At 43.1% G+C, this 19,527-nt stretch carries 18 protein-coding genes; 4 read left to right on the top strand and 14 right to left on the bottom strand.

The window, feature by feature from the left end; translation table 11 throughout:
- Positions 1–10: 10 nt before the first annotated feature.
- Both KNO91_RS05275 and KNO91_RS05270 read right to left on the bottom strand, forming a co-directional pair.
- Positions 11–1,423 (bottom strand): PTS fructose transporter subunit IIC, encoded by a 1,413-nt coding sequence (locus tag KNO91_RS05275; protein ID WP_214816675.1) that lies wholly within the window; start codon positions 1,421–1,423, stop codon positions 11–13.
- 96 nt (positions 1,424–1,519) lie between these two features.
- Positions 1,520–3,310 carry a BglG family transcription antiterminator gene (locus tag KNO91_RS05270; RefSeq protein ID WP_214816673.1) on the bottom strand — a complete coding sequence of 597 codons (1,791 nt, stop codon included), beginning with the start codon at positions 3,308–3,310 and terminating at the stop codon, positions 1,520–1,522.
- A gap of 496 nt (positions 3,311–3,806) precedes the next feature.
- On the opposite strand from KNO91_RS05270, the gene KNO91_RS05265 reads away from it, so the two are divergent.
- Together KNO91_RS05265 and KNO91_RS05260 are read left to right on the top strand one after the other, a co-directional pair.
- Positions 3,807–4,259 carry a sigma factor gene (locus tag KNO91_RS05265; RefSeq protein ID WP_214816671.1) on the top strand — a complete coding sequence of 151 codons (453 nt, stop codon included), beginning with the start codon at positions 3,807–3,809 and terminating at the stop codon, positions 4,257–4,259.
- A gap of 5 nt (positions 4,260–4,264) precedes the next feature.
- Entirely contained in the window at positions 4,265–5,176 is a 912-nt protein-coding gene (locus KNO91_RS05260; protein WP_214816669.1) for a tyrosine-type recombinase/integrase, read from the top strand.
- 118 nt (positions 5,177–5,294) lie between these two features.
- On the opposite strand, the gene KNO91_RS05255 is transcribed toward KNO91_RS05260, so the two are convergent.
- The 10 genes from KNO91_RS05255 to KNO91_RS05210 form a co-directional block, all read right to left on the bottom strand.
- Positions 5,295–6,461, bottom strand: a complete 1,167-nt coding sequence (locus KNO91_RS05255; protein ID WP_214816667.1) for a nucleotide sugar dehydrogenase — start codon at positions 6,459–6,461, stop codon at positions 5,295–5,297.
- Between the two features lie 17 nt (positions 6,462–6,478).
- Positions 6,479–7,240, bottom strand: coding sequence for a glycosyltransferase family 2 protein (locus KNO91_RS05250; RefSeq protein WP_214816664.1), 762 nt, complete (start codon positions 7,238–7,240; stop codon positions 6,479–6,481).
- Positions 7,241–7,329: 89 nt separating this feature from the next.
- Entirely contained in the window at positions 7,330–8,559 is a 1,230-nt protein-coding gene (locus tag KNO91_RS05245) for a hypothetical protein (protein WP_214816661.1), read from the bottom strand.
- Between the two features lie 12 nt (positions 8,560–8,571).
- A complete protein-coding gene (locus KNO91_RS05240) occupies positions 8,572–9,765 on the bottom strand; it encodes a lipopolysaccharide biosynthesis protein (RefSeq protein ID WP_214816659.1) in 1,194 nt (397 codons plus the stop codon).
- 37 nt (positions 9,766–9,802) lie between these two features.
- The gene (locus KNO91_RS05235; RefSeq protein ID WP_214816656.1) at positions 9,803–10,600 is read right to left on the bottom strand and encodes a glycosyltransferase family 2 protein; all 798 of its coding nucleotides are present in this window, start codon (positions 10,598–10,600) and stop codon (positions 9,803–9,805) included.
- Positions 10,601–10,643: 43 nt separating this feature from the next.
- Positions 10,644–11,327: a sugar transferase gene (locus KNO91_RS05230; protein ID WP_251126546.1), complete on the bottom strand. Its 684-nt coding sequence runs from the start codon at positions 11,325–11,327 to the stop codon at positions 10,644–10,646.
- Positions 11,328–11,344: 17 nt separating this feature from the next.
- The gene (gene galU, locus KNO91_RS05225) at positions 11,345–12,235 is read right to left on the bottom strand and encodes a UTP--glucose-1-phosphate uridylyltransferase GalU (RefSeq protein WP_214816653.1); all 891 of its coding nucleotides are present in this window, start codon (positions 12,233–12,235) and stop codon (positions 11,345–11,347) included.
- 212 nt (positions 12,236–12,447) lie between these two features.
- Entirely contained in the window at positions 12,448–13,215 is a 768-nt protein-coding gene (locus KNO91_RS05220; protein WP_214816651.1) for a tyrosine-protein phosphatase, read from the bottom strand.
- Between the two features lie 15 nt (positions 13,216–13,230).
- A complete protein-coding gene (locus tag KNO91_RS05215) occupies positions 13,231–13,947 on the bottom strand; it encodes a CpsD/CapB family tyrosine-protein kinase (protein WP_214816648.1) in 717 nt (238 codons plus the stop codon).
- Positions 13,940–14,662 (bottom strand): YveK family protein, encoded by a 723-nt coding sequence (locus tag KNO91_RS05210; protein ID WP_214816645.1) that lies wholly within the window; start codon positions 14,660–14,662, stop codon positions 13,940–13,942. The genes KNO91_RS05215 and KNO91_RS05210 overlap by 8 nt, the downstream gene beginning before the upstream one ends.
- 195 nt (positions 14,663–14,857) lie before the next feature.
- Between KNO91_RS05210 and KNO91_RS05205 the strand changes: the two genes are divergently transcribed.
- Complete coding sequence (locus tag KNO91_RS05205) at positions 14,858–16,102, top strand: hypothetical protein (RefSeq protein WP_214816643.1); 1,245 nt, start codon at positions 14,858–14,860, stop codon at positions 16,100–16,102.
- A gap of 13 nt (positions 16,103–16,115) precedes the next feature.
- The gene (gene galE / locus KNO91_RS05200; RefSeq protein WP_214816640.1) at positions 16,116–17,132 is read left to right on the top strand and encodes a UDP-glucose 4-epimerase GalE; all 1,017 of its coding nucleotides are present in this window, start codon (positions 16,116–16,118) and stop codon (positions 17,130–17,132) included.
- Positions 17,133–17,212: 80 nt separating this feature from the next.
- Here galE and KNO91_RS05195 read toward each other — a convergent pair whose 3' ends face one another.
- Entirely contained in the window at positions 17,213–18,127 is a 915-nt protein-coding gene (locus KNO91_RS05195; protein WP_214816638.1) for a hypothetical protein, read from the bottom strand.
- 181 nt (positions 18,128–18,308) lie between these two features.
- Positions 18,309–19,499, bottom strand: a complete 1,191-nt coding sequence (locus KNO91_RS05190) for an alpha-amylase family protein (protein ID WP_214816635.1) — start codon at positions 19,497–19,499, stop codon at positions 18,309–18,311.
- Positions 19,500–19,527: the final 28 nt, after the last annotated feature.

Raw genomic sequence — 19,527 nt, 5'->3', positions numbered from 1 at the left:
GATCTCTCCCTTAGCTGACTTGTTTCAAGGCTTCTGATTTTGTATTTTTCCGCTGGGCACGCTCTTTCAAGAAGATGGTCGTGAACGCCGTAATGAGCGAACCGATGAGTACCGACACGAAGAACATGATGACGTTGTCTACAGCACCGAGTACCGCCACGACCGGTCCCCCGTGAGGAACGTTGTTCGTCACACCGACCGTGATGGCGATGGCCGCACCGACCATGGCTCCGATCATATTGGCCGGGATGACACGCAGTGGGTCACCCGCCGCAAATGGGATGGCCCCTTCCGTGATGCCGACTAGCCCCATCATGAAGGCCGCCTTTCCTGCCTCTTGCTCTTCTTTCACGAATAATTTTTTACGAAGGAATGTCGCGATGCCCATCCCGAGCGGTGGGATACAGATGGCGACCGCAATCGCCCCCATAATGCCTGTCTGTCCTTCGGCAATCATCGATGCTCCGAATAGGAAGGCGACCTTATTGACCGGGCCTCCCATATCGAAGGCGATCATGGCACCGAGCAACAGACCGAGCACGATCTTACTTGACCCTTCCATCCCTTGAAGCATGGACGTCAAGCCATCCATGAGTCCGGCAATCGGTGCGCCGACGACGAAGATGAAGAGTGCCGCGATGGCGACCATGCTGACGATCGGAATGACGAGAATCGGCATGATCGGCTGAATCATCTGTGGTACTTTCCACGTTTTGATCCAACGGACGAGATATCCGGCTGCGAAACCTGCCAAGATTCCCCCGAGGAACCCGGCCCCGGCCTCTGACCCATAAAAGCTACCGTTCGCCGCGATGTATCCACCGACGATACCCGGTGCGAGTGCCGGACGGTCGGCGATGGCATAGGCGATATATCCGGCAAGAATCGGTACCATGAACATGAAGGAAGCGGACCCGACATCTAACACCTTCTGCCAGACCGACCCTTCCGGAATGGCTAACCCGTTCGCGGTCGGTTCCCCCCCGATGGCGAGCGCCAAGGCAATCAATAGACCTCCGACTACAACGAACGGGATCATATGACTCACACCGTTCATGAGCGCCCGATAGACGATGTTTCCGTCTTTTTCTTTCTTGACGTCCTTCGTTGCTCCTTTTTGGGTCGGAGCGGTCTTGACGCGTTCAATCAGTTCTGCCGGTTGCTTGATCGCTTCGGCGACCGGGACAACGACGATGCGCTTCCCAGCGAAACGTTCTAAGTCGACCGCCTTGTCTGCGGCGATGATGACACCGTCCGCCTCTTTAATCTCCTGTTCGGTCAATCCGTTCTCAATCCCGATTGACCCGTGCGTTTCTACTTTCACGTCATGTCCGAGCTCCGCACCCGTCTTTGACAACTTTTCGGCGGCCATGTACGTATGGGCGATGCCGACCGGACAAGCGGTGATGGCAACAATCTTCATAGTGGTTTCCCCTTTCAAATGGAATGGATCCGTGCTTGGCTACATGTATACTTTACTTGAATATGAAAGGGGTTTCAGATAACGTTTTGCCGTTGACTACGGCAACAGCAAATCACGGAAGGCACGCGGATCTTTCGACTCGACTAATTTTCGGACGAGCTTCGGATTTTCCGTCAATGCGGCAATCTCCTCAAACAGATGGGTCGAGAAGGTTTGGTCCGAATCCCGGAATTGAAGGAGAAAGATGAGCCGGACCTGTTCGTCCCCCCAGGCGATCGGTGTCCGCGACACGAGCACGTCGATTCGGTTCGTCGTCGCGAGTTCCGGGTCTCCGTGTGGAATGGCGACACTCTGCCCGATTGAGGTCGAGCCGTTCCGCTCACGATTGTATACGCTTTCAGAATAATGTTCGTCAATATGTGCCGCTTCCATCAGTACGTGTAAGGCATGACCGCGTGACAAGACGTCATCGACGAATTGAACGTGTCCGACGAGTGAGGCGATGGTCGCATAGGAGTTCCCGTTCACCCCGATCAGCTGTCTCAATTGGTGCACGTCCTGTTCGGTCAAGACGGCGGATACGACATGGACCGGAGTCTCCCGTTCTCCTAGCTGGACCGTTGATACGATCAAGTCTGGCTGATGCCGTTCAATCTGTTTCTCGAGCTCACGCAGCGACGAATACCCAACGATGTGAATGGCGTCGTGAAACTGATTGTGGAGTCGTGCCGCAATCAATTTACTCGTCCCCATCCCATATGTACAGACGAGAAGGATCCGTTTTTTCTCCTGGCGCCGACGTTCTTCGAGCATCGTCTGGAAATGGAGCGTCAAGAATCCGACTTCATCTTCCGTGACATACAGGTCGAGCTCGCTCTCTAAAATTGAGGCATGTCGCAAGACAGCCGCATATGTGGCAGTGAAGCGACGTTTGATTTGATCGAGGAGCGGGTTTTCGACATAGGCCTTGATCAGTTGGCGATACACCATCGGTCGGATGTGGGCGAGGAGCGACCGATATAACTCCCGCTGTAAGGCACCCCCGTAAATCGTCCCGTTCACGGCGAGAGCGAAGCGATTGGCGGCTCGTGCGACTTCTGTCGTCACATCGTCTTCGGATGGATTGAACTCTTGCGCGCCCGATAGCGCCAGCATGAAGTAAGCCCGCTCTTCTGTCGGGATCTTCATCCCGAGCGATTGTTCCAACGTATCCATCCGGCGCATCAGTGTATCAAACCCGCGTGTCGCACGTGCCATCTCTAGTCCTGATGGTGATAAGGTCACATAGGCGCGGCGTCGCATCCGTTTGAGCGACACGAGCAGGCGTGCCTGCAAGAGTTCGGACGCCGTATCGGAATATTGTTTGTCGACCTCTCGTTCCCAATCCGTTAGGAACGTTTCAATGAGTCTCACGTCTTGCGCGTGTGCCTGAGGGGAACGCGTCTTCACCAAGAGCTGGGTCAACCATTCCCGCCTGACGAGCTCTTCCCCATCGACGCGACAATGTCGGCGATCAAACGTAAAGTGTGCGTCCTTCAGCATCTGTTCGAGTGTATCGATGTCTTGTTTGACCGTCGCCTCACTGATGTAGAAGGTGCTGGCGATAGCGGCAGATGACGCGATCTCATCAAACAAGAGTCGGATGAGGATTTGTTCGACGCGCCCCTCATCGTGCTCCGCCTCCTGCTTCGGGACGTAATGATTTTCAAGGAGACGCACCCCTTTCCCCCGACTCGTCTCGATCTGCACGTCGGACAGTTTCTCGAGCGTACGCAGCTCGGTCCGGACCGTTCGTTCCGAGCAATGGAGCGCCCATGCGATATCCTTCGTCGACATCCATTCTTTATGTTGTAACAACGTGAGTAACTTTTGCTGCCGTTCCGTCATTATGCATTCCACCTTTGACAGTTTTCCACCAAAAGCATAGCACAAGTATTTCAGACGCCAAGACCTTTCTTTGATGATTTGAATCTCAAGGACGAGTCATGCCTAGTCCATTTTTCGTGACTTCTCGTCGTTTAAAACATAAAAAACGCAAGAACAGGAAGGCCTTGGACCAACTCATTCTTGCGTGTATCGATTGGCTTACGCCGTATGTTTTGCAACTTTCATGAGGATTAAAAACAGCTCGTTGAATCCTAACCAAAACTGGTCACTCGTATCGTTTCGCTGGTTAATACAACGCCATCAGGAAAGAAACGCTATTCCCCCCGCTTAGCGACCGCCCTTATCACACATAAGCCCAGGGGATATCTCCGATAACATGGAGATTAAGGTGACAGAGGCGTTAGGCATTGGTGTAACAACGACAGAAAGGAGAAGAATAGCGTTTATACTCGCTTCAACCTAGGAATACGAAAGAGCGCTCGGAAAAGAACCGACGATGAAAACGATTGACGAACAAATCACAGAATGGGAGCCGATGATCCATTACGTCATCCGCCACTTGAACATCCACCCGAACGAGCAGGATGACTGTGTCCAAATTGCACGGATCGCCTTATGGGAAGCCTTGAATCGGGGCTGCACGCTATCGAAGACGTACTGCTTCCAACGTATACGCGGTGCGATTTTGAATCATCAACAAAAAAATGCACGGCACTTAAAACATGAAGTCGCGGCCGAACGGCTCCCCGAACAATGTATGACATCCGAGCGTCATCTGTTTGGCTGGCTCGACGAACAACGAAAGAACCTATCCCCACGCCACTTCGAACTTCTCTGTCACCTGATTGACGGCACGGAACAGACGCTCGACTACTCCGCAAGCCGATTGCGCGCGTATAAGGCCGACGTTCAACGTGAGTTGCGAGAAGAGTTGTATTCGAAGGAGTGAAAACAATGGAACCGATTCAAATCAAAGAAGCAATCACAAGTTACTTGGAAGATGTAGAGATACGGCAACAACGTTCACCCGAGACGGTGAAGACGTATCGGAACACGTTACGTCGATTCGAGCAGATGATGCAGCAGTCGAACGTGACTTTCTTAAAAGACGTGGATGAAACTGACCACGCGTTCCCTTATCGAGACAAACTTGTAGACGAAGAGCTAGCGTTCAACACGATTAGAAAATATGTGAGTGTACTCAAGTCGTTCATGTCCTACTCGGTCAAACGAGGATGGATCACACGTAATCCGTTCGTACTCGTCAACGTACCCGGTGCCGAAGCAAAACGACAATCCATCATTTTAAGCCGAGAACAAGTGAATTTGCTGCTACATCATGCACACAATGCGACATTGTATAACATCTTTTTGATCGGCTGCGATGCCGGTTTCCGAATCAGTGAGACGTTAGATTTAAAACTCGAGGATGTATCGTTTGAGTCGAACGACATCATCATTCGACACGGGAAAGGGAATAAAATGCGGGAAGTGCCGATGACCGAACGGATCCGTAAATCGTTGGAGCGCTATATTCAGGTCGAGCGGCCAAAAGCAGACAAGGACTCGCGATACTTGTTCATCATGCCGAACGGCTCAAAAGTCCGCGCGAACTATGTGAATGAATATCTCCTGAAAGTATCAGAGGAACAGCTCGGCTTCGGAATCACGAGCCATGTCCTCCGTCACAGCTTCGCAACGGAGCTTTATAACGCCGATGTCAAAGTCACAAAGATCAGTCGATTACTCGGTCATGCCTCGACCGAGACGACCGAGCTGTACCTGCACATCTCAAAAGAACAGAATCAAGAAACGATTGAAGTGTTGAATGCGAAGAATCGGGAGGTGGATAGACGAGTAAAATAACTATTAACGTATCAACGTAAAATTAAACAAGCACAAAAGCGGAGTTCCGAGCATAAACCGAACTCCGCTTTTGTTGAAGCATATTACTTAACTGTCAGTGCAAGTAGTGTTTTCTCTATTAATCACGACTATATAAATCACGCGTATACACTTTATCAACAACGTCTTCAAGTTCAGGGTGCAATCGATTCGTGACGATGACATCCGCAGTCTCTTTGAACTGTTCGAAATCATTGATAACAGGCGAATTATAAAAAGTATCTTCCTTTAATACTGGTTCGTATACGACAACTTCGACACCTTTTGCTTTGATACGCTTCATAATCCCTTGAATCGAAGAAGCTCTAAAATTGTCTGAATCAGTTTTCATCGTCAAACGATAAACACCAACTCGTTTTGGATTTTGTTTTAAAATTGACTCCGCAACAAAATCTTTACGTGTACGGTTCGCATCTACAATGGCTCCAATAATATTGTTTGGTACATCCTCATAATTAGCGAGAAGCTGTTTTGTATCTTTCGGTAAACAGTATCCACCATATCCAAATGAAGGGTTGTTGTAGTGAGAACCGATACGGGGATCAAGTCCCACACCTTCAATAATTTGTTTCGAATTTAAACCACGAACTTCAGCATATGTATCGAGTTCGTTAAAAAACGCAACACGCATCGCCAAATAGGTATTCGAGAACAACTTTATGGCTTCTGCTTCAGTTGAATCAGTTAACAGTACTTCAATATTTTCTTTAATCGCAGCTTCTTTCAATAAGTTTGCGAAGACTTCAGCACGCTCTGACTGCTCACCCACAACAATACGTGATGGATAGAGATTGTCATGTAACGCTTGTCCTTCACGCAAGAACTCTGGAGAAAAAATGATATTATCTGTATCAAATTTTTCTTTGACTTCCTCCGTATAACCTACTGGTACTGTTGATTTAATTACCATAATGGCATTAGGATTAATTGCAAGAACCGTTGCAATTACACTTTCGACAGTTCGTGTATTAAAATAATTTCGCTCGGGATCATAGTCTGTTGGCGTTGCGATGATAACGTATTCTGAATCTTTGAAAGCTGTAAGATTATCTGTCGTCGCAAATAAATTTAATTTTCTGTTCTTTAGGAATTCCTCAATTTCTGTGTCAATGATTGGGGATTGCTTCGAGTTAATCATACGCACTCTATCTTGAATAATATCAAGTGCAATAACTTCATTATATTGAGCTAGTAATATTGACATCGAAAGACCAACATAACCCGTCCCTACTACTGCGATTTTCATTGTAACGTCTCCTATCCTTAATAATAAAAAACACGTTTATAAGACGCATTAACCATATACAAAAATAAATTTTGAAGTGACTTAACCAAAGACAATTTCTCAATATTTCGATAAATATTCCAAGTTCTTTTTACAGCTTTGAATTTATTATGTGATATCGAACCATCTACCAGTCTATAATACGCCAGCGGATGATTTATGCCATGGGCGATCACTCCATTTTTTAAGATTGATAACCAAGTGGCTGTGTCTTGCCCAGCCCTAACTAGAGGCATTTTAAATTCTCCAACTAAAGATTTGTCTATAATTACAGTCAAACAGCCTATAATAGTGTTACTTAATAATTGCTTATAAGTAACTGTTAACGGAACTTTAATCGACTTTTCAGACTTCTCTCCATTTTCTTTTATTGTTTTGTAGGATGTGAATGAAAAGGCTATATTGTTTTCTTTCATAAAGGATATCTGTATTTCTAATTTGGTATTTACCCAAATATCATCACTGTCTAAAAAAGCTATAAACTGTCCTGAAGCTTTTTCTATTCCAATATTTCGGGCAACGGCAGCTCCACTATTCTGATCGAGCTTAAAGTATTTAATTCGGGTATCTTGCTTTGCGAATTTAGAAATTAACATTGCAGAACTATCTGTAGAGCAATCATCTACCAATATTAATTCCCAATTCTCATACGTTTGTTCCATAACAGATTGAATCGTTTCGTTTATGAACTTTTCAGCATTGTATATAGGCGTAATAATAGAAACCAAATCATTTTTCACAAAATTCCCCCTAACTTTAAATCAAATTTTCTAAGTGTGTTATTTCTTGACGAATATTCATAAAGTCATTCACTCTTTTTCCATCTTTTTTAATTCAAACTATTTAGAAATAAATTTCTATCATTCTTAATCCTCCTTGTAACTAGTTTTTCTAAAACATAGGCAACCAAAGGAATTATCATAAGAAAAATGAAATATCTATGTCGAACTGCTCCGGTGATATAATATTCAAAAATTGAACTTGGAATTAATAATAGTAACATAATCGAAACCCATGTTATATTTTCCCATATAAGCTTAATATTGCTTAGAATAATAGCAATTAAAAATATAATAAAAATTGCATCTAAGAAATATATTGTGCTGTTTAAATAATCAATTTCAACAAGAATTGGTAAAGGAGCTACCGTAAATTGTATAACTAATCCAGGCAGGTCAACAAACATAGACCACCAGGTATTCCAATCTACTACTGGGTATACCATTCCTGATTCAAAATACACAATTCTTTGATAATTTCTGAAAGTTGAGAGTGCAATAGGGCTTATAGGTATATTTAAGATTTTAATAGAGAGTAGGTTTATAATCGAAAACAATAACGGAGTCATAATACCTATCGCGCCTAAAGATTTCAATGAAATTTTTTTATCGCGAACAAAAAATACATTTATTAAAAATAAAGCAAAACTTAAAAAGAAAATTTCTTTTCTAAAAAAGTAAATCAGCATTAATCCTACGAATATACTAATATTAAATTTCTTTTTCGAAGTAAGACCAACTAGAAAAAGACCAAAAGCACATAAAAAATATGATTCTCTCAAAGGAGTTAAGGAATAAACAACTGATAAAGGATATAAAGCACTTATTATTAAATAAATCCTTTGTTGAATTATGTTTACTGAACGTTCTCCCCGAAAATTTGTCCAGGATTTCCAGTATAGTAATATACCAATCTGATTCACTAAAAAATTAAAAAATAAATAGAGAAATGGACTCCCTAAGCTTATCCACGAAAAGAATGTAGCAAACAGCTTGAAATAAAAAATTTCAGATGGTTGATTACTGATATCAAAGTTATAGTCAGTAATGATATTGGTGTACAGAATGGTATCTGGAAAAAACGGAATTATATTTGTAACTACATCGACAAGTAATATAGTTGTATACAAAAAAGAAATGCTTATAAAATAAATTAAATTGAACGGATCATTGAGAAGTGTTTTTTTTGATATCAAATATAAAAACATAATAACTACTGCCAAATATGTAGGAGCAATTAATATTTCTACTGCTCCAATGTTTTCATAATAGTATTTCAATTTTTTATTATCTCACTTTCCAAAATTATATTTCTTTCTGTGAAGATAAAACTTGATAGCTATAATTAATGAGATTAACTGTACTATAGATGACATTACATAAGCATAACCGCTTCCAATCAAACCGTATCTGTCAATACAAAATATGCTAAAGCCTATGTAAATAAAACACCAGACAATTGATAGATATGCTTGAAGTTTGTAACCTTTTGCAATAGTTAATATCATACCTAAAACACTCGAAGAATAGCTAAATATAGAAGCTATAAATAACAGAACTAATAATCCTGTATGCTCCGCAATTTTTTCATTATAAACGAAATTTAATAAGTCTTCTCCCCATATAATTGTGATAAAAATAGAAATGAAGGAGAAGGTACAGAGAAGAAGAATAATTGTTAACAACTCTTTATATATTTTTTTTATATTTGATGACATATATAATCCACTTAGAAACGTGAGCTTAACTTGAACCATAGAATTTATCAATAAATTTCCTATAACTAAAAAATATGCTAACGTTGAAAAAATTGCTACCTCATCAATTCCTAATTCTAGTTCAATAAAATACTTTGGAATGTTTGAGTACAATATTGCTAAGGATGAGTATATTGCTAAAGGGTAAGTGATTTTGACAAGATTAAAAAAGTTCTCAGCATTTATTGATATTTTTCGATCAAGTTCCACTTTATTAAGATTGTAAAATAACCAAAAAATTGTGAATAAAATCATTACAAATAATGAAAACTCTAAACTTGATGTAATAAAACTGAAAACTGCAAAAAGAGATATTTGAACAATTGATCTAATAACTTTGCTTTTGGATATCTTCTCAATCGCCATGTTTTTTTGCCAATATCCATAAACTAAATCATCAATCATTTCTATAAACTTCCAGATAAATAGTAACAAGAAAATGTCAAATGCATCTTTCTGATATTCAAATATAAATAATCCACTAGTGCAAATCGCAATCATGAAAAGTATCATTCTAGATATGATGTAATCATAGAGATTAAATTCAGGAAAACCATCTGTCACATAGACTACTCTATGTTGCATTTGTATTAAATAACTTAATGGAGCTATTATAGCTAAAAAATAAGTGAAATAACCTAAATCTTCAAGTTCAAGTAAATTAGCAACAATAACCAGCATTCCCCACTGTGATGCTGCTACAAATAAATCACCGATTAAATACTGCATTTTTTTTATCATTATATGCCACTCTCGCTAACATTTCTTATGCTTTCTTTAATAGTTTTTTATAATCTCTACTGCCTTTCCACCCCATACATAACGCTCTCCAAAAATTTAATTGAGTTAGTTTTTCCCGTTTTTTCAGAGCAAAGTATAAAATTAGAAAATGACAAAACTTATTTGAAATAGCTCGGTATAAAGCTCCCTTATCGTAAAAATATTTCTCATTATAACCCGAAAACCAAGAAGATTTTCTGTAGTGAATATACGCAATTATTTCTGGAGTCGAATAGATAGTCAAACCTTTTTTTAAGCAATCAGTTAAAAACAATGTATCTTCTCCTGATCCATATTTCGCCCCACCTCCAAAAAGCAAAGAAAAAAATATATGATTATTAATTACTTTTTCTCTCCTAAATGCAATGTTAACTGTTCCAAACTTCATGTAATTAGTATAGTTAATTTTTTTATGTTTTTTTATTTTATAATTCATCTCTCCAAATTCGTTTTCGATTCCAACATTAAATAAAATCACGTCTGCTTTTGGATGATCATGAAATGCTTTTAAAACAATTTGTTCGTAATTTTGAACATACTTCATATCATCGTCTGCCATAAGACAAATGTCCGCATTTGACTTTAATAGAGCGCTATTCCGACTTCTTCCGACTCCGAATTCATTGTAAGAGAACATCTCAATTTTTTTCTCTTCGATAGTTGTACTTTCATAAGAAAAAACACCAGTTTGATTAATAATAATAGTATCTGTTTTCAGACCTTTTTCTTTATAAAAATTAATTGAATTTTGATTCATTGTTGACATTAATACTTGTACTTTCATTATTTACCTCAACCTTTTACATAAATTAGTATTAATATAGTTTTTATCTAGCACCATTACCGCTTAAAACAACAAACACAGTTCTTATTATGATTTTTAAATCAAAAATAATAGATTGATTATTTATGTAGTAAATATCTTTTTCTAGTTTTTCAAATGGATCAATATCATATCCACCGTTTACTTGTGCCCATCCTGTTAAACCTGGTCTAACTTTAGTTCTGTAACCATATAGCTGGTTTGTTTTCATAAACTCATCAACAAAAAATTCGCGTTCAGGTCTTGGACCTACAATCGACATATCTCTTTTTAATACATTATATAATTGTGGAAGCTCATCAATTCTAGTTTTCCTCATAAATTTACCTATTTTTGTAACTCTATAGTCATTTACATTTGCCCATACAGGTCCTTCACTTTCAGCATTCACTTTCATTGATCTAAATTTATAAATAGTGATTTGTTTATTATTTTTCCCAAGTCTTACTTGTGAATAAAAAACTGGACCATTTGACTCGATTTTAATTAATATTGCAAAAAGAATCATGATTGGAAATGTTGTTAACAAGAGTACTACTGAAAATAAAATATCAAATGTAAAATTAAACATTATATATAATTTTGACTTTTTATTTAAAGTCGTCTCTGGTTTAGTGTTACTTGTTAAATCGAAACTGTTTATTGAAACATATTCATCGCTTGATGTACTGTACTTAATATCTTCCAAAGCTAAATCCTCCAATGTTAATTAGTTTTACTCTCTATTAAAAGAAGCTCTTTTAGCATTTTCAACAAGTCTTCTTTTAAGTCTTCTCTCTTAAGCGCAAACTCAAGCGTCGTTTGAATAAATCCAAGTTTTTCACCAACGTCATAGCGTTTACCGTTAAATTCATAAGCGAAAACCCTTTCCATCTCATTCAACCGAGTTATGGCATCCGTCAATTGAATCTCGCCACCAGCACCCGCTTCTTGCGTTTCTAAGTACTTAAAGATTTGAGGCGTGAATAAATAACGTCCGAGAATCGCCAAATTCGATGGTTCGGTTCCAGGTGCTGGTTTCTCGACAAACGAAGCTACTTTATGTAAACCGTCTTCTAACGATTCTTGTGGGTCTACGATGCCATAACGATGTGTCACATCATTCGATACGGGTTGAACGCCAATGATTGAACTCTTGGTTTTTTCGTATTGTTGAATCAGCTGACGTGTGCAAGGCACTTCAGCTTGAACGATATCGTCTCCGAGCATGACGACGAATGGTTCGTCTCCAACAAATGCCTTCGCTTGAAGCACAGCGTGACCAAGTCCCATCGGTTTTGACTGACGAATAAAATGGATGTTAATATTCGTCGTTTCTTCGACGAGCGCCAAATATTCTGATTTCCCTTTTTCAATGAGTGTTTGTTCGAGTTCTGGTACTGAATCAAAGTGATCCTCGATCGCACGCTTCCCTTTTCCCGTGACAATCAAAATATCTTCAATTCCTGAAGCGACTGCTTCTTCGATAATGTATTGGATGGTCGGCTTATCAACGATCGGTAACATCTCTTTTGGCATTGCCTTTGTTGCCGGCAAGAAACGTGTACCCAGACCTGCTGCCGGGATAACTGCCTTTTTCACTTGTTTATGTACCATGATGCCCCTCCCATGAATGGATCTGTATGATTTAGATAATTATAGAAAAAAGGATGCTTTTAACATCCTTACTAAAATATATTCTAAGGTTAACACTTTTGACCTAATGAAAAAACCAAGGTAAGGGAATTAAAACCTATTTTCGTTCGACAAGTGTCGACAAAAATCATAAGAGTCATTATTTGTCAACAAAATATGTAAAAATAGGGGATTTACTTCTTCCATTTCCCTCGCCAATTCTTCGTGGGAAGGATTGGCGGATCCACGAAGACAAACTCGTCTTTCACAATAGATGCCGCGTTTTCTTTTAACGTTTCCCAGCGTTCCATACCCAGTTCTTCCGTAACCGCTTGTCTTGCGGCTTCCCAGTAAAACGTACGACGTCCTGTACTATGCGCATCCGAGGCAACGAGCTGACTCAATCCATTCCGTAAGAAAACGAATGCAATCTCTTTCACGTTTTGACCGAACTCCCCTGTCAAACTACTCGTCGTCACTTGTGACAACGCGCCTGATGAGACAAAGTCCATTAATCGTTTGGGATTGGTCGCCAGTTCCTTATTCCGTTCTGGGTGAGCAATGACCGGTGTATAGCCTTCCGTCTGCAATCGGAAGAACAATTGCTCAGCGTAAGCTGGGACCGTGTCACTCGGGAACTCAACGAGGACGTAACGTGACCCCGCTAGCGATAGCGCTTCCCCGTCTTCCAACGCCTGAACAAGATCACCGAACACACGAATCTCTTGGCCCGGGTAAATATCGAGCTTGATTCCTTCTTGATGTAAGACGTTTTGAAGTGTTGCTGCGGCTTCCTGGACGTTCAAGTTTTCCGTCTCAAATTGAGGGTGAAACGCGTGGGGGGTGACCACGATCGCGGTCACCCCTTCGTCTACAGCGCGTCTCGCCATCTCGATTGTTTGTTCGACCGTTCCCGGACCATCATCGACGGCCGGGAGAAGATGACAATGGATATCAATCATGGCGTGATTCTCCTTTTATTCGTATGCGTAGTAATAGTAGTAATCATCGCTGCCTTGTGGCTCGCGCTTGTTGAGGACGACGCCAAGGATGTGCGCATCCGCTAAGACCAACTGTTCTTTTGCTTTGACGACCATCTGACGGTCTGACTTGTCACAACCGACGACGAGGACGACGCCGTCTACTTTACGTGCCAAGAGACGTGTGTCTGCGACTTGCATCATCGGTGGTGCGTCCAAGATGATGACGTCATAATGTTCTTTCAACTCTTCAAGCGTGCGGTCCATCATTTTCGACGAGAGTAACTCAGACGGGTTCGGTGGGATTGGTCCCGCTGCCATCAATTCCAAGTTCTCGACTTGTGTCGAGTGAATCGCTTTATCGAGTGTTGTCTTCTTAGCTAACACTGTCGAGAGTCCGATCCCGTTTGAGAGACGGAATGTGAAGTGTGCCGTCGGACGGCGCATATCGCAGTCCACCAACAAGACACGCTTACCTTGCTGGGCATAAACGACCGCCAAGTTCGACGCTGTCGTCGACTTTCCTTCGCCAGAAGTTGATGATGTGATGACAATTGTCTGCAACTCGTCGTCGACTGCGGTGAACTCGAGATTCGTCCGGATCGTTCGATATTGCTCCGAAATCGGTGACTTCGGTTTATGGACCGTGATTAAGTCGCGACCTGTCTTATCATACTGAACATGTTTTGATGTCTTCTTTCCAAACTTAAACACGGACTTCTTCCCCTTTCACATTCGCTTGGCGTTGTTGCTTCATCTCGACACGATCGATGACAGGGATCGATCCTAGCACCGGAAGTTCAAGAATCATCTCGACATCTTGCTCTGTCTTGATACGACGATCAAGCACGACTTTGAGGAAGGCGATGGCGACTCCGATCATCATCCCAAGTACGGCCGCGATTGCCGTGTTAAGTAAAATATTCGGTTTGACCGGAAACATCGGGACGTTCGCATCCGATAATACTTTGACATTATCGACGCTCATGAGTTCAGGCACTTCTTTCGAGAAGACGCGGCTAATCTCGTTGGCGATATCCGTTGCGATGACCGGGCTCGTATGTTGGACGGCAATGTTGATGACTTGTGAGTTTTGTTCGCTGTTCACGGTGATCAAGTTACTGATGTTGTCAGGTGCCCCGACGACATTTTCTTGGACTTGTTCAAGGATGGCTGGACTTTGAATGATGACACGATACGTATTGACGAGTGTGACTGACGATTGAATTTGACTGCTGTCGATCATGTTGTTTTGTGATTCTTTTGGTGCGACGAGTACTTGTGTCGACGCCTCATATGTAGGGCTAATTACAAATGAGCTCACTAGAAAGGCAATGAGTGCTGCGAGGATGGTTAAACTTGCGATGAGCCACTTGCTCCGCTTCAAGATGGAGAACAATTCTCCAAGGGAAATCGTTTCTTCGTTCATGTTTTGTCCTTCTCTCCTTTGTTTCAGTAAATTCACTGCTGGAAAATTCCCGCAGATAATATTTAAAATGACAATACCAGAACAGTATAGCAAAATTTTCATGGGTTGATGACCCGTTTTTTAAAAAATGGGTTTTTTGACATGCAAATCTGCTAAACTTTGAAAGGAAGAACTTAACAAAGGAGGAGACACCTAGTGCATGTAAGTGAGCGCCTACTCCAGCTGTACGCCACACTCGACCGACAAACACGAGACATCGTGCAGCAACGTATTGAGACAAATTTAGCAGACGGCAAATCGCTTGCCGCCTCTTATCATGAACTGACCGGAGAGACGAACGACTCCCTCTCCGATGAAGAAAAGTCAGCTACAGATTTTTCGAACTGGTTGAAAGACGGAAAGACGGAGCTAGACCTTTTGACCTATTATGTCGCTTTGTTAGAAAAGAGCGAGAAGCTTCAATCTGAGGAAGCCTTGCCACAAACGGTGGAGCCAACACCACAGCCTATTGCTGAACCAGTCGTTTCGAAACCGGTAATGGAACCATCTCCCGAAGAAACGATGGAACTAGAAGCCGAGACACCCGTTGACCCGACGCCACCGAAACCACGTTACGTCCCAGAGTCGACGATTCCATCACGGACAGAACGTATGAAATTACATCGTGAGATCAAACCGGCACATCCACGCCGCAATAAAGGTCGTGGCTGGTTGATCGGTCTAGTTGCCATCATTCTTTTATCCGTCGGTGGTTATGCCGCTTATCCGACGGTCAAGGACCTCATCCAACCTTCATCGACACCGACTGCTACGGAAGAACCGGTCACACCAGAACCTGATCCGGTCGTTGAAACGAAGGCACTTGAGGAAGTATGGATTGGTGTCAAAAATGCACCACTCGTAAGTGAACCAGCCAGTGAAGACGTCGTCTATGTCGCTGATATCGGTGATCGTTATGACGTCATCGAAGAGCGCGACGATGCGCTCTTACTCGACCTTGGATTGAATGAGTTGACGGGCTGGGTGTCACGCGATGAAGTCGTGACGGAATGGACAGCTGCCTCCATCAATGACGCTGATGTGTTGGAGTGGTTGTCGACTTCTGTCAACCAAACGTTATTTGACGAATCGCCGGAAACTTACTTCGGAATGGACGAGAATGAATTGGTCGGAAATGTCGGCGCCGCAAGTGGCTTCGACTCAGATGCTCTACACGAGTATCTCGTCTACCCTGGTCTCTTCTTCACAATGAAGAGTGGACAAGTCGAGGCAATAGACTGGTCAAATACGGATCAGACGAAAGAAGCGTTCCTCGAGCTCGGTGAACCGACGTACGAGACCGAAGACAGTGTCGTCTATGAAGGTGAGACGTACTCACTACGTCTCTTCGTGGGCGAAGACGACTCAACACGCATTCGTCTGACGAAACTCAATCAATAAAGGAGTATTTCATATGACTCAAACGATTCTCGTGACGGGTGGTGCCGGCTATATCGGTACCCATACCGTCCTCCAATTACTTGAAGCCGGACACGAGGTGATTGTGCTCGACAACTTATCGAACAGTAGCCGAGAGGCACTGAACCGGGTCGAGGCGATGACTGGAAAAGAAGTCGCCTTCTATCTTGGTGACATCCTCGACCGAGCATTACTCGAACAGATTTTCTTGACGCATACGATTGATGCGGTCATTCATTTCGCAGGGCTGAAAGCTGTCGGTGAATCGGTGAAAGAGCCGCTCCGCTACTATGAAAACAACGTCGTCGGCACGACCGTCCTGTTAGAGGTCATGCAGGCGTTTGACGTGAAACGAATCGTCTTCAGTTCATCAGCGACCGTATATGGAATGCCCGAACGGACACCGATTGACGAATCGTTCCCACTCAGCGCGACGAACCCGTATGGTCGTTCGAAGCTGATGATTGAGGACATCTTGCGTGACATTGCCGTCGCTGACTCCGACTGGAGCATCGCTCTCCTTCGTTACTTCAATCCGATCGGGGCACATCCGTCCGGTCAGATCGGCGAAGACCCGTTCGATGTGCCGAACAACCTCATGCCGTACATCACGCAAGTCGCTGTCGGCAGGCTGGACGAACTGAGCGTTTTCGGTGACGACTACGACACACCGGACGGGACGGGCGTCCGTGACTATATTCACGTCGTCGATCTCGCATCAGGTCATTTGCAGGCACTTGACTACGTGATGGACCAAACGGGTGTCGAGGCGTTCAACCTCGGTACGGGCACGGGATATAGTGTCCTCGACCTCGTCCGTGCGTTCGAACAAGAGAGTGGGAAATCGGTCCCTTACCGAGTGACGGATCGTCGTCCTGGTGACATCGCCACGTGTTTCGCCGATCCGACGAAGTCGAAACAGATGCTCGGCTTTGAAGCGAAGCATGACATTCGTGACATGTGCCGAGACGCCTGGAACTGGCAGTCGAACAACCCGGATGGATATAACTAAAAAATACGTACTTTGATGTACAAGAAAAAGATGACTTCGATTGTTTCGAAGTCATCTTTTTCTGTCGACAGAGTGCCAGATTATTCATTATTAGTTGTTTTTGTTTCAACATGAGTATATGTTTTTGATTCAACACGAGTATTTTTCATTTCAATGTGAAAATATTGATCGGATAGCTCGACTATATTGTTATTTTGTTCTGAAAAGGCACGCCACACACCAATCCCTCTATTTTCAGAGACTAAGTATAACTTCCCATATTTTTCGCAAGCTGCTTTTTCTGTGTCCTTAACAATTTTTTCGCAGGAAGTAGTCAAAAGAGTTGGTTTAGAGTAATCATTCAGAGCAAACAAAAGAATCATAGTAATTGGTAGTAAGAAAATCAAACCATATAAATTAACAAGCAACTTAAATATTTTTTCCTGTCTATAAAATTGTTTATACGAGGAACGATCAACCTTAATTGCAACGTAAAACATTAATGAAACTGTGAATATCATACTCAATAAATAAACAGGTAGTAGAATTTCTACATACTTCGGGGCGCATATGATAAAAATTACAAGAACACATAAAAAAAGTAATGTTATACCTATGTGTCTCCTATAAAAATTACATGAATCATAATCATATCGATCATAATCATCATCTGATAAATGGTCTTTTTTTGTAAAGTATTTTCGCTTAAAAACTAAAGAAAGCAAACATGAAAAGATGATGATTGCAGGAATCATATAAGTAATGACGTCATTCAACTTATCTAATTCCTTAATGTACGGGACACTGATGTATTCTAAGGGGTGACTCCATATCTTTGCCTCAATTCTTAAATATGTAGTGTAGTAGTAATAGCCCAGTAAAGAAATCAGAAACAGGGCGCCCCCGTTCACAAGAAATTGATTTGCACCGCTATTTGCATTTGAAGTTGTCAGTGTAACTGTCTCGACACTGTTCGCGTCTTGCTGAGAATCTTTATTGTCTTTTTCTCTTGTCAAATACCTCATCCTCCTACCAAATCGTAACAAATTTCATTTTACAATAATCCACTAAAAAAGCCAGCTGACATTAGAAGAAGTACTCTTCAGTCAGCTGGCTTTTTGATTCATCTTTCTAATTCATAAACTCGGGTAGAGATTGAGGTCTCCAGTCATTTAAGATTTCTAAGGGCTATTATTTTCATATACTCACCCACACATATCCAAACGGCTGAAGTCGCGCGCTGTCGACCGGCTCTCCCGTAAATAAGCTCGTCCCTCGAATCTCCAAATTGACTTCCTTATCGCTCACGTTCGTATACAAGCGGACCGTCCGTCCGTCTACTTGACGCTCGACGGCAAAGACGTGCTTGTCGACGTCCAAGATGTGCTGCGTAGCGTATGGGGACAAGGCTGGTTCTGCCCGCTTCACGTTCAATTGCCCCATGATGCCGGAGAAGCGATTCAGTCGCGTCTCTTCTTTCTTCAAGGCATGGACGAGTTCGTCACGGTCGGTCGGTCCACTAACCCCGAAGAGCGTCCGATAGTCGACCGACGGGATTCCTTGAAGCGAGAACAGGATGCTGTGGGCCGCGAGAAGCATCGGTTCGTGAGACTCCAACAAATTCTTCTCAAACGGGTCACGCTCCGCACTCGACAAGAAGTGGAAGTACGTCTTCCCTTCAGGTGGTGTACCGATTTTCCGTGCCCATTCGGTCAATCGCGTCGCCTCTCCTTGCGCGAGGCCGAGCGTCACATGGCTTGCCAAATCGAAATGACAGACGGCATCGACCACTTCGATATAGCTCTCGGCCTCGTCGAGCGAATCCTCTGCGAGAATGAGCTGCCCGTTCGGCTTATAGTGATGTAAGACCGTATGCCAAAGATGGAGCACGTCCCTTACTTGCTCTTTCGTCATCCCTTTGAACGACTGGGCATGCACCCGAACTTTCGTCGCCCCGTAAGCGAGGCGCTCGATGAGTGCGTCCGTCTCGGCAAGCACGTCGAATTGCTCCGCATTGTAGGCGACCGGGTCGAGTTCATACATCAGTTGAAAGTCGTCGCTCAATTCGCCGAGGTCCTCATATAATCGGATACGCGGGTCGACCGCTGTGTCCGTTTGCCGTCCGATATACGGGAAGAGGGACACGAGGTGCAAGTCGCTGATCGTACCTGCGACATGCTTGGCGAGGACGTCATGAAGTGCCCCCATGTCCGGTTTCCCTTCCGTCGTGACGAGACTCGCATCGACGAGCAGGACATTCGTCTTTTCGCTCGGTGCCTCGTGGTCATGCCATGTGTGACTCTCCCATTTATCGAACAAACGCTGCCATTCCTCTTGTGAATGCGTCGTCCATTTCATGATGATCGGTTCAATCCGTTGCCAGTTCATACGATTCCCTCCTTCTGTTCTCTCTACC

Source organism: Exiguobacterium sp. s59, from assembly GCF_018617475.1.
GTDB lineage: Bacteria > Bacillota > Bacilli > Exiguobacteriales > Exiguobacteriaceae > Exiguobacterium > Exiguobacterium aestuarii.
The sequence above is the reverse complement of the archived record's forward strand: the minus strand, read 5'-3'. Positions and strand labels throughout refer to the sequence as shown.

Excerpts from the sequence above, each read along its gene's own strand:
- KNO91_RS05275 (WP_214816675.1), bottom strand. The coding sequence starts at position 1,423 with ATGAAGATTGTTGCCATCACCGCTTGTCCGGTCGGCATCGCCCATACG.
- KNO91_RS05270 (WP_214816673.1), bottom strand. The coding sequence starts at position 3,310 with ATGACGGAACGGCAGCAAAAGTTACTCACGTTGTTACAACATAAAGAA.
- KNO91_RS05265 (WP_214816671.1), top strand. The coding sequence starts at position 3,807 with ATGAAAACGATTGACGAACAAATCACAGAATGGGAGCCGATGATCCAT.
- KNO91_RS05260 (WP_214816669.1), top strand. The coding sequence starts at position 4,265 with ATGGAACCGATTCAAATCAAAGAAGCAATCACAAGTTACTTGGAAGAT.
- KNO91_RS05255 (WP_214816667.1), bottom strand. The coding sequence starts at position 6,461 with ATGAAAATCGCAGTAGTAGGGACGGGTTATGTTGGTCTTTCGATGTCA.
- KNO91_RS05240 (WP_214816659.1), bottom strand. The coding sequence starts at position 9,765 with ATGCAGTATTTAATCGGTGATTTATTTGTAGCAGCATCACAGTGGGGA.
- KNO91_RS05235 (WP_214816656.1), bottom strand. The coding sequence starts at position 10,600 with ATGAAAGTACAAGTATTAATGTCAACAATGAATCAAAATTCAATTAAT.
- galU (WP_214816653.1), bottom strand. The coding sequence starts at position 12,235 with ATGGTACATAAACAAGTGAAAAAGGCAGTTATCCCGGCAGCAGGTCTG.
- KNO91_RS05220 (WP_214816651.1), bottom strand. The coding sequence starts at position 13,215 with ATGATTGATATCCATTGTCATCTTCTCCCGGCCGTCGATGATGGTCCG.
- KNO91_RS05210 (WP_214816645.1), bottom strand. The coding sequence starts at position 14,662 with ATGAACGAAGAAACGATTTCCCTTGGAGAATTGTTCTCCATCTTGAAG.
- galE (WP_214816640.1), top strand. The coding sequence starts at position 16,116 with ATGACTCAAACGATTCTCGTGACGGGTGGTGCCGGCTATATCGGTACC.
- KNO91_RS05190 (WP_214816635.1), bottom strand. The coding sequence starts at position 19,499 with ATGAACTGGCAACGGATTGAACCGATCATCATGAAATGGACGACGCAT.